This window comes from Aequoribacter sp. (assembly GCF_965659035.1).
Taxonomy (GTDB): Bacteria; Pseudomonadota; Gammaproteobacteria; order Pseudomonadales; family Halieaceae; genus Aequoribacter.
This window is the reverse complement of the sequence record NZ_CBFHWH010000075.1, coordinates 1-10,177: the sequence shown is the minus strand read 5'-3', so window position 1 is coordinate 10,177 and position 10,177 is coordinate 1. Positions and strand designations below refer to the sequence as shown.

Annotated in this window: 9 protein-coding genes; 4 read left to right on the top strand and 5 right to left on the bottom strand. The window is 53.3% G+C overall.

Going from position 1 to position 10,177, the window contains the following annotated elements; translation table 11 throughout:
* The 3 genes from ACTF5Z_RS09715 to ACTF5Z_RS09705 form a co-directional block, all read right to left on the bottom strand.
* On the bottom strand, positions 1-1,146 hold a 1,146-nt coding region (locus ACTF5Z_RS09715), incomplete at its 3' end, for an FGGY family carbohydrate kinase (protein ID WP_438985462.1).
* Between the two features lie 15 nt (positions 1,147-1,161).
* Positions 1,162-2,568, bottom strand: coding sequence for an FAD-binding oxidoreductase (locus ACTF5Z_RS09710; protein WP_438985461.1), 1,407 nt, complete (start codon positions 2,566-2,568; stop codon positions 1,162-1,164).
* A gap of 10 nt (positions 2,569-2,578) precedes the next feature.
* Complete coding sequence (locus ACTF5Z_RS09705; protein WP_438985460.1) at positions 2,579-4,150, bottom strand: glycerol-3-phosphate dehydrogenase/oxidase; 1,572 nt, start codon at positions 4,148-4,150, stop codon at positions 2,579-2,581.
* A 144-nt stretch (positions 4,151-4,294) separates the two neighbouring features.
* Between ACTF5Z_RS09705 and ACTF5Z_RS09700 the strand changes: the two genes are divergently transcribed.
* Positions 4,295-5,575 carry a hypothetical protein gene (locus ACTF5Z_RS09700; RefSeq protein WP_438985459.1) on the top strand — a complete coding sequence of 427 codons (1,281 nt, stop codon included), beginning with the start codon at positions 4,295-4,297 and terminating at the stop codon, positions 5,573-5,575.
* A gap of 9 nt (positions 5,576-5,584) precedes the next feature.
* Positions 5,585-6,289 (top strand): Crp/Fnr family transcriptional regulator, encoded by a 705-nt coding sequence (locus ACTF5Z_RS09695; protein ID WP_423853714.1) that lies wholly within the window; start codon positions 5,585-5,587, stop codon positions 6,287-6,289.
* Between the two features lie 2 nt (positions 6,290-6,291).
* On the opposite strand, the gene arfB is transcribed toward ACTF5Z_RS09695, so the two are convergent.
* Positions 6,292-6,714 carry an alternative ribosome rescue aminoacyl-tRNA hydrolase ArfB gene (gene arfB / locus ACTF5Z_RS09690; protein WP_423850405.1) on the bottom strand — a complete coding sequence of 141 codons (423 nt, stop codon included), beginning with the start codon at positions 6,712-6,714 and terminating at the stop codon, positions 6,292-6,294.
* A 173-nt stretch (positions 6,715-6,887) separates the two neighbouring features.
* On the opposite strand from arfB, the gene ACTF5Z_RS09685 reads away from it, so the two are divergent.
* Both ACTF5Z_RS09685 and ACTF5Z_RS09680 read left to right on the top strand, forming a co-directional pair.
* The gene (locus ACTF5Z_RS09685) at positions 6,888-8,075 is read left to right on the top strand and encodes a DUF1214 domain-containing protein (RefSeq protein WP_438985458.1); all 1,188 of its coding nucleotides are present in this window, start codon (positions 6,888-6,890) and stop codon (positions 8,073-8,075) included.
* Positions 8,072-9,322: a sulfotransferase family protein gene (locus ACTF5Z_RS09680; RefSeq protein ID WP_438985457.1), complete on the top strand. Its 1,251-nt coding sequence runs from the start codon at positions 8,072-8,074 to the stop codon at positions 9,320-9,322. Before ACTF5Z_RS09685 ends, ACTF5Z_RS09680 begins: the two co-directional genes overlap by 4 nt.
* A gap of 18 nt (positions 9,323-9,340) precedes the next feature.
* Here the strand turns inward: ACTF5Z_RS09680 and ACTF5Z_RS09675 are convergent.
* Positions 9,341-10,177, bottom strand: an 837-nt coding sequence (locus ACTF5Z_RS09675; RefSeq protein ID WP_438985456.1) for a phosphotransferase, incomplete at its 5' end; no start/stop codon positions are given.

Below are 10,177 nucleotides of genomic sequence, written 5' to 3'. Positions count from 1 at the left end.
GCGGTAAATGTGGGCTTTGGTGTGCGTATCGGTAAAGCCGATGATGCTGCCACGCGCCTCGGGTCCGGGTTCTCCCAAACCCGGGTTCCAGTAGGGTTGCAATACCAAACCTTGGGCGCCAGGTGCCGTCGCGCTTAGGTATTCTTCAATCGCGGATTCGTGGGTTTGGTGTGGTTTGGTATCGCTTAGCAAACCAAAAACGTCTTTCAGCCAGTTAACCATCCAGAATCCGCGAAATATTTGTACCTCAAGATTGAACACCCCGGGCATGGCGGCGGGGTAGGGAGGGATAAAAGGGCGTGGTTCTAAGTACTTATGATGTGTGACATTAATGGTAGCTGTGGTGCCACACGAAATACTTCCGACGCTGGGGTTGATGCAGCCGCTACCGAGCACCTCACAGGCTTTGTCGGCGGCGCCTGCAATCACCGGGGTGTTGAGCCCGATGCCTGTATCCTTGCTGCACTCTTGTGTGATTCGACCCAGCTCGTCGCCCGTTTTCACCAAGCGAGGCAGTTGATCGCGACGCACTGGCATACACGTCCATTTCCAGTCGTTTTCCTTGCACCAGTCCTGAGATTTGTAATCAAAAGGAATGTAACCGACTTGGTTTCCGATGCTGTCAGCTATTTCTCCCGTGAGTTTGTAATTTAGGTAGCCGGACAGCAGTAAGAAGTGAGCTGTGCGGTGCCAAATATCTGGCTGGTTCTGCATGATCCAATTGATCTCGCAAGCTTGCTCGAGGGCATCAATGGTAGGCTTCAAACCAAGGAGTCGGAACAGAACTCGCCACACAAACGGTCGTTTTGATCGCACCTGTGCTAAACGCTGGTCGGGCCAGACAATCGCTGGGCGCAAAGGGGCGCCGTTGGCATCGAGGTTAATGACCGTCGCTCTTTGGGTGGTCGGTACGACTGCTTTTACCTGCGCTGGTTGCACTCGATTTTGACTCCACAACTGCTGACAGACGCGACACAGAGCTTCATAGAATGCGTCGACGTCATGTTCCATCCAGCCTGGTTGCGGGTGCTGATAATCGTTCAGGGCCACTTGCGCTTTGTCGATTAACTCGCCCTGGCGGTTAAACGCCAGGGCTCGGATGCTTTGCGTGCCATTGTCTATGGCCAGAATCAGATCTTCTGTCATGGTACTACCTAATGGTTATTCTTCTGGGAGCAGGTTCCCTGGATTCATAATACCCTTTGGATCAATCGCTCGCTTCAAGGTTCTAAGCAATTCAATGCCTTGTTCGCCCAAGTCATGGTGAAGGTATTGTCGGCGTAAGCGCCCAGATCCATGGTGATGGGCAATGCCGCCACCGGCTGATGCCGTTGCTGTGAGCGCTTTGTCCCACGCCTCAAAGTACAGCGCTTCCATCTCCGCGGCATCGGTTGGCGCACAGGCGAAAGTGAAATAGAGGTTAATACCCGATCGATACACATGCGAGCTGTGCGCTGAAGCGAGCGCAATGCTCGGCACGGTTTGTAAGGCTGCGACGGTATTGTTATACACGGCATCAATTTGCTGCCAGGTGGCCGATACCTCGATCGTATCGGCAATGACGCCCATATTTAGCAAGTCGACCCATTCAGGCACATGATTGCGGTGGTCTAACCAGCCTTTAGTGACTGAACTGTCGGCTTCCACCAGGCCTACCGTATCGGCAATAGCCCGAATGGCTTCGAGTTCCGCTGTGACACGACCGACGGGACCCTCGTGCACCATCAGTACTAATCCCGAACCGTTCGACTCATAGTTGGGGAACAAACGAGTCACTTCCGATGCATCGTATTGACGCATGACGGGTGGTCGCCAATCGGCCTGCACAATCTGTCGCTGCGCTTCAAACCCTTGTGCCATCGATTGGCAATAAAACGCACTAACCTCGCGCGCCTCGGGCTGGCGTCGAAGCGATAGAGTGACCTTGGTGACAACACCCATGATACCCTCCGCCCCCATAATCAAATGGCGCAAATCGGGACCGGCCGCAGCGCGCGGTGCCTTTCCAAGCGTGACGATCTCACCGTTGGGTAGCACCACTTCCATGGCATAAATAATGTCCTCGATGTTGCCGTAAGCCGTCGAAAACTGACCCGAGGCGCGGGTTGATACCCAGCCGCCGACGGTCGAAATCGCGACCGACTGAGGCCAATGCCCAATGGTTAAGCCGTGTGCAGCGACGGCTTCTTCGGCTTCTAAACCATTTTTGCCCGCCTCGAAAGTGGCCAGTAGATCGGTCGAGTTAATCTCACACACCTGATTCATACGGCTCATATCCAGCAGAATATCGTCACCTTTAGGTTCAATGCCGCCACAGACGCCACTGCCCAGGCCGTAGGGGATTACCGCAATAGCATGCTGGTTTGCGTAGCGGATGAGCGCCTGCACCTCTGCAGTGGTGCTGGGACTGACAACGCAGGCCGGAGCGGTTACGGTTTGCCCGCGCCAGTCGCGGTAGTGCTTGACGCACCAGCGGTCAAAGCGACGTTGATGTGTGTCTGCTTCGGCTGAGGATACCCTCGATGCGCCGAGTAGATCGCTGAGAGCTTGGGTATGAGAAAAAGTCATTGTTGTCACCTTAGTGAATGTGTTGTCGTGATGCTTTATCGATCTCTAAGCAGTGAGTAATCTCTTGTTTGCGTCGATCATCACTCCAGTTAAGCAGCTCAGCCATGATGCGTGACGCGGGTTCAAGTGAGTCGATGCCTCCGCGGTCGTCGAACCACGCGCGACTGCTGCGGCGCGCCCAGTAATCTTCTAGTCGAAGGGCTCCTTCGACAAGCACAGCATAGCGAACCTCGGCTTCAAGGCCCGTACCCATTGTATTGACTTCATTGATCTCGCTGCCGTACAAGCGTCGCCAGCGGGTGAGCGTTGTCTGATCAAGCTTGGTAAGATCCGCGTAAAGTATCGACTCGCCACCGGGGAGCGGTAGCGTTGCAGTGGTGCAGGGTTTTGCTTCGATGTTTAAGATGTCGACGGCTCGATCAACGATTCGTTCGGCCATGGCTCGGTAGGCCGACAGCTTGCCGCCGGCGATGCTGAGCATGCCCATGGGGCCTTCCCAGACTTCGTCTTTACGGGAGATTTCGTTGGCTTTGCCCTCGGTGTTGCCGACTAAGGGGCGTACTCCTGACCATACCGAGACCACATCTTTGGCGCTGAGATGGATGTTGGGAAAGTAGCGGTTGGTCGTATTAAATAAATAATCGATGTCCTTAGCATAGACTTCGGGCCAGTAGTCACTGTCGGGGTAGAACTCATCCGTCGTGCCAAGGTAGGTATAATCGCCCACTGGTACCGCGAAGATCTTGCGCTTGTCACTCGTAGACATAACGACGGTGTTGCTTACCTGCAATCTCTTCGCTGACACGACCACGTGAATACCTCGGCTCAGGGCCAAGCGAGGCGGTTGTTGGGGGTTTTCCATTTGGCACAGTTGATCAACCCAAGGGCCTGCGGCGTTGATGACCAGTCTGGCTTTGATCGTAGCATTGGTGTCGTCTGTTGGTAGGCGCGATTCAGCGTTAAGCGAAAAATCGCCGTCACGCGATACCCGAGTTACCGCTAGATAGTTACCCACAACTGCGCCCGCCGCTTTCGCCGAGCGAATGGTCGCGAGCGTTAGGCGCGCGTCGTCTGTTAAGAATTCTGGGTACACGATCGCGTTATGCACACCTTTGGTCGCCAAGCCCGGTTCTTGTGCCTTGAGTTTGGCAACGGACCAAACCTGGTGCTTGTCTTCTTTGCCGACCTTGCCCAGAAACTCATAGATCTTTAACGCAACACGCAAAAATAACGATTCTAACCGTGATCGCGTGGTCAAAATATACGGCGATTTAGTCGCCAAATGCGGCGCGATGGAGTGCAAAATAGCGCGTTCCGACGCACTCTCTTTTACCACAGGTATGTCGCCTTGAACGAGGTAGCGCAAGCCCCCGTGAATCATTTTGGAGCTTCGACTGCTGGTGCCGCTCGCAAAGTCTTGTGCTTCAAGTAAGGCAACTTTTAAACCTCTAAGCGCCGCATCGCGGGCGATGCCGGCGCCGGTAATGCCGCCACCGATAACCGCTAAGTCGAAGCATGTCGCTTCGAGTTGCTGCTTTAGCTCGGCTCGATTGGCGCAATTCAATGCTGAGTTTTGTGACATAAGGGTTGCCTGAAGTATTTTTTGCCAGTCTAACATTGTTATTTATATTCTATTGTCTAATTTTGGACATTCTGGGCGCGACAAGGATAAGTAATGGTTGCAAAATAGACGCTGTGCGATCACAACAACAATAATGAGGGTTCCATGCGCCGACTTCTATCTATCGCGTTTTTAGGTATGCTGTTTTTTAAAACGTGCCCTGCCGCCGCACAGAGTGACGCGCTGGATGGCGCTCAACCAGATCCGCTCGGTGACGCTTGGTCAGCACTTATCGTTGCTATGCAGCAAGCTGAGAGCGAGGTGCGTGACTTTGAATACTTCGATTCTGAGCAGGACCAAGCGCGAGCCTATTTGCTTTTGTCCCGTGCGCTTCTGAAAGGCATCGAGGAACAGCTACTTAATGACCCCGATTTTCCACTGTTCAGGATCATGGATCCGCGCATGAAAGAGGGTGGCGACAACCCAGACCAGCGGTATTCGTTTGCCGAGATCAAAGGGAATACAGATTATGTGATTCGCGGCGACCTCGGTTCGGCTGCTCGTCTTGAGGTGCAACTTTACGCCGGTCGACCGTGGGCAAATGACGGCGAAAGTCTAGATTACTTAGCGTTTGAGGACATTGAGCTCGATAGTGATGGTCAGTTTGAGATTCGGGTGCTGCAACAATGCGGCCAACGTCAGACGAACTGTTTAACCAATCCCGATAATACGACCACGGTCATGGTGCGCCAGATTTACGCGGATTGGAATACGCAGCCTGCAGGCGAGTTACACATCGACCGAATGGGTTTTGAAGGTAGGTCCAAGGCCGCACCAACGCCTGAGAATGTTGCACAGCGCATTGAGGCCATGGCCTATACCATGCACCAATCCGCTGTAATCTGGCCGCAGATGGTTAAAGAGCGTTACACCGATCGCCGCCCACCCAATGTCGTGAGCCCGTTAATGGATACTTTCAAGTTTGGTGGTGCGCGCGGTCGCTGGATGGCGAGCGGCCATTTTCAGTTGCAGCCCGAGCAGGCGCTGGTGATTAAGTCATGGCCTGTAGGTGCCCCGTATCAAGGCATACAGCTCACAGACCTGTGGTTTGCATCACTCGAGTACGCAAATCGGGTGACGAGTCTTACGCGGCAGCAGAGTGTGCTCGCACCCGATGGCGCGATTTACTACGTGATTACGAGCGAGGAAACGGGCTACCCAAACTGGCTTGATACTATGGGTCTAGAGCAGGGTGCGTTCATCATGCGATATGACGGCGTTGGTGGCGCGATTGAGCCTTCGCGATGGCCCAGTGCCCAACTGGTTGATTTGCGGGATCTGCCTGAGATCATCCCCGGTTTTGAGGGCGCAAGAATCACCGCTGACGACAGAGATCAGCAGCGGGCTCTGCGTCGAGCGCATGTTCAAAAACGATTCGGATTTTAAGGTTAGACTATGAACAACCCAGGACTTGCCAAATTTCTGCGCAGTGTTTCGGTTTTTTCAGAGCTCAGTGATGACCGCTGTGACGAGTTAATTTCGTGCAGTTCGGTCGAACGCTTTGATCGACGCACGGTAATACAGCGCAGTGGGGACCTGCATCATCATTTGTACATTGTCATGACGGGCCGCTTAGAAATGGTCGCGCATTCACCTTGGGGAGCCGAAATGACGATTGCCGTGTTCGGACCCGGCAGCACGAGTAGCTGGGTGGCCTTATTTTTGGATAGCCCAGCTGAACGTACCCTAGTCGCGACCCCCGATACGCGGTTATTGGCGATACCCGCGATACAGTTGCGGGCGTTTCTGGAGCAGCAACCGGCCCTGTACCCAAAAGTGCTAGCGCTGGACGGCAAGCGTTTTCGGGCTGTCCTTGATCTTACAGCCTTGGTGCTTAACCCAGTTCGTTCTCAGCGATTAGCGACATTGTTGCTTATGATTGCGGACGTTAGTGGCGATACCAGCGAGCAACCCAAAGTGCTGCTGACGCACCATCAGCTGCAACAGTTGGCAAACTGTTCTCGACAAGTGCTGCACCGATGTTTGCGAGAGCTGCAACAGGACGGCCTGATCAAACAGGGCTATGGCAGCATTCAAATTCAGGATGTTGCGGCCTTAAGTGCTTATGCAAAGCAAGCCGCGGTGGGAGCTGCTCATTGACGTTAATCGATTATCTTAGAGCGCATGGCTTTTGTGCGCCCATGTAAGGTTTTGCTGTCGAGGCGTTTTTTTTGCGAGCTGCGCGTTGGCTTGGTGGCTTTTCTCGGTTTGTCTTGATGGCCCGCTTTAAGTATTAACTGGCGTAAACGAGCTAATGCGTCCTCTTTGTTTTGCTCTTGGGTGCGATGGCGCTGCGCTTTGATAACAACCACCCCATCTTTTGTTATGCGCTGATCTGACATGTTCAGCAAACCTTGCTTGTAGGGCTCGGGCAGGCTCGATTGGTGAATGTCAAAGGTCAGATGAATAGCCGACGAGACCTTGTTGACATTCTGGCCACCAGCTCCCTGTGCACGAATGGCGTGGTAATCGATTTCGCTCATGGGAATCGAAATACTCTTAGCGATGGTAAGTGTAGCGCTCATGAAGGGTCCTTATGGTGAAGTCGATAGGCTACGGGATGTCGGGTACAAAATCGAGTTGATGACCTAAAAAGATTCATGAGACTGCATTCCTATTCGCCATAAGCCATTTGGCGGATGTGATCAATGGCGGTAATGCGTAGGTTTAGACTCAGTCTAATAATAACGGCGGTCCTATGTACGGCGATAATCAGAATGATGAGTTCCTGCGCGCGCAATGGCGTGAGTTTTGCGATCAGTTAGCCGAGGCAGGTGACTTGGTCTTTCGAGACACGGCCCCTAACAACGATATCGATAGAGCCAAGGGCTTGCGACTACTCGCCCGAAATATTGCCCTTGGTTTGCAGTTTAAACTGGAAAATAACGACCCGGCCTGTCCCGAGCTGCTGCATTATTTTGATCCTGTCCGCAAGCAAGGGGGCGATAACACCGATGCCTTGTATCGGGGCGCACCGATCAATGGTGAATTTACTTATAAAATTACAGGTTACCGGGGTAGCGCCAAATATTTTGCGGTAACCGTGCTCGAGGATGGCAATACCCCTTGGGGTGGTGGGGTGGTTGCGAGTTTAATGGCGGCTGATATAGACGTAGACGAGACCGGTTACTTCGAGATCATATTAAGTCCCCATGCGCACTCGGGGAATTGGATCAAGACAACGCCGGGGTCATGGCGCGTAACATTTCGCGAGTTTTTTGCCGATTGGGCAAACGAGGCACCGATGGATGCGCGTATCGATATCCTAGATCATGAACCGCGAGACCAGATTCCCAGTCCCACTTCTGTGGCTGCGGGTTTGATAGATGCCGCGAGGTGGGTCAAGGAGTCCACCGAGTATTGGGCCATGATGATTGCGCATTGGAAGAAGCGCCCGCACCAGTTTATGTCCTATCGCCAACTTGAAGATAACGCTATTGACGCCACTCCCGGTGGCGAGCCACTTATCGCCTATTGGCAAGTGGCGCACAACGAAGCGCTGATTGTCAGAGTCAGACCGCCGGAAGCCGATTATTGGGCAGTAGAGTTTGGTAATCACTGGTGGGAAACCATGGATTACCGCTATCGTTTGTGCAGCACAAACTGTCACCATGCAGTGCTCGAGGACTCGGGGGAGCTTTTGCTTGTGATATCACACGACGACCCCGGCGTTCCTAACTGGCTAGATCCCTCGGGTCACGAGGAGGGCTATATTACGGTGCGTTGGATGGGTGCGGCATACTACCCTCAACCTGTCTGTGAGAAAGTGGCGCGAGAGGAATTGTTCGATCATCTTCCCTTAGGGCATCAGACAATTAGCCGAGAACAGCGCGTAGATCAGTTAAGACAGCGCCGTAATGGCGTATTGAATAGGTTCAAAGTATGAGCACGAACAATCCGTTGTGGCAGGCTCCACCGCATCCCCAATGGCTATCACAGGTCAACGACGAGGCTCGCTGCTTCGACTTGCAAGCCGTTGTGCCTCTTGACGAAACATCACTGCTAGATCACGCCATGGCTAAAACGGGGCTTTCAGATTTTGGTGAAGACTCCTGGCGCGAGCCCTTTCAGGTGTATCTGAAATCTGTAGAATCTGAGGCGCAGTTGACGCTGTTCGGACGATTAATGGCACGCAACGACTTGATTTTGTGGTTGACGACTCGGCTTGAAGTAATGGATTGGCTCAAACGCTATCCCGAAATTGAAGAGCAAGAAGTCAAAGCCCCGATGTTCATCGTGGGGCTTCCGCGGTCAGGTACCTCAATATTGTTTGAACTGCTAGCCCAAGACCCAGACGTTGGGGTGCCCTTGATGTGGGAGGCTCTGCAGCCCTGTCCTCCGCCCGAGATTGCCACTTACGGTACTGACCCGCGCATTGAATATGCCGACTCGGTATTCACCCAGTGGAACCGTGTGGCGCCCGAATTTGCCGCGATGCATGAGATGCGTGGCGATATCCCGGCGGAATGCGGTCTGATTATGGCGGGTAGCTTTATTAGCGACCATATTGGTTCGCTGCATCAAACACCTTCCTACGCCATGTGGTGTGCGCAAGCCGACTATCTCCCGGCCTATAAGTATCATCGCAAAGTGCTGCAAGTGTTGCAGTGGCGTAATCCTAGAGCCCGCTGGTTGTTAAAAGCGCCCGAGCATCAAGTCCATTTGGATGTGTTGCTCCAGATATATCCTGACGCTCGCATTGTGCAGACACACCGAGACCCCATTCAGTGCATGGCATCGACCACGAGTCTTATGGGCACTTTATATCATATGCGCTCGGATCAGCCCTTTAATGCGGCGATGTTCGAGAACATTTTGATGGGGGAGGCGACAGCGCACCGCCTGGAAAAAGTCATGGATCAGCGCGATTCTGGGCTGGTGCCGCCGGCTAATATTGCCGATTCGCGCTATCAGGATTTAATTGAAGATCCACTCGCGAATATACAGCGCTTGTATCGACACTTTGACTTAGATTTAAGCGATACGGCCAAGACCGCTATGCAAGCCTATTTGGCGGCTAAGCCTAAGGGTAAGTTTGGTACGCATCGCTACCCGGTGCAGGAGGAGCATCTCAGTGCCAGGCCACTGTTCGAGCGTTATCAGACGCGGTACCAAGTACCTAACGAGACCTGAGCGCAACACTGCTTGCTATTAGTGGTGCAGAAACTCGACTGCGTTAAGATCCAAGCATTGTTGCAGGTGGCGCTTGATCATGGTGCCGAACATCTGATCTCCGCGTTCGTCTGGCTGTGAGAAACAGGCCCCAAGAATCATGATCATGAGGCCGTGCATACTCTCACGGCGGTACTGTTCCCAGCAGTCTTCAACGCTAAGTTCTACGCCATTGTGAAGTAGCTGGCGGTGGTAGTGGGCGATCAGATCACGTTCCCAACGGCGCCGATCTTCGGTATCGACACTGCCGCCCAAGAAATAAGCACAATCTGTTAGCAGGCCTGCGACACTGGGCGTTTGCCAGTCAACAGTCACCATTTCGGCTTCGCCAAACAGCATGTTTTCACAGCGAAAATCACAATGAGCGAGGGTATAGGGCGCCTCACGACCCGATACAAACTGTGCGTGTCTGGGTGCATAGTAATCGCCAAAGGCAATCGCTTCGGCGCTTAGGCCGCTGCCAAAGCGCTCTAAAAATTTAGGCCAGTACTCGATGAGAAGTGCTTGGCCGAAGGCTCCGCCGTCATCTCTTGCCGCATGAACGACAAAGTCGGTATTGAGAATGTGCTCGGATCCGTAGAAGCTTGCAGCCAATTTTGCCGCCTGATCGAGCGCCATCTCAGCGTGTGCGCGGGATTCGCCAATTAAGTTGGAACCGGCTCGGTAGGATGAAAGATCTTCCATTAAGAGCAAGAACTGCAATTTATCGTCGCTGACACCGCTGAAATAGATTTTGGGTAGGCGCATTGGCGTATGCTGGGCAAAGCGCTCATAGAAACTCACCTCGGCATAATACGCACCTTGCAAACCCGCCAT

Coding starts and splice junctions, on each gene's coding strand:
- ACTF5Z_RS09710 (WP_438985461.1), bottom strand. CDS start 2,568: ATGACTTTTTCTCATACCCAAGCTCTCAGCGATCTACTCGGCGCATCG.
- ACTF5Z_RS09705 (WP_438985460.1), bottom strand. CDS start 4,150: ATGTCACAAAACTCAGCATTGAATTGCGCCAATCGAGCCGAGCTAAAG.
- ACTF5Z_RS09700 (WP_438985459.1), top strand. CDS start 4,295: ATGCGCCGACTTCTATCTATCGCGTTTTTAGGTATGCTGTTTTTTAAA.
- ACTF5Z_RS09695 (WP_423853714.1), top strand. CDS start 5,585: ATGAACAACCCAGGACTTGCCAAATTTCTGCGCAGTGTTTCGGTTTTT.
- arfB (WP_423850405.1), bottom strand. CDS start 6,714: ATGAGCGCTACACTTACCATCGCTAAGAGTATTTCGATTCCCATGAGC.
- ACTF5Z_RS09685 (WP_438985458.1), top strand. CDS start 6,888: ATGTACGGCGATAATCAGAATGATGAGTTCCTGCGCGCGCAATGGCGT.
- ACTF5Z_RS09680 (WP_438985457.1), top strand. CDS start 8,072: ATGAGCACGAACAATCCGTTGTGGCAGGCTCCACCGCATCCCCAATGG.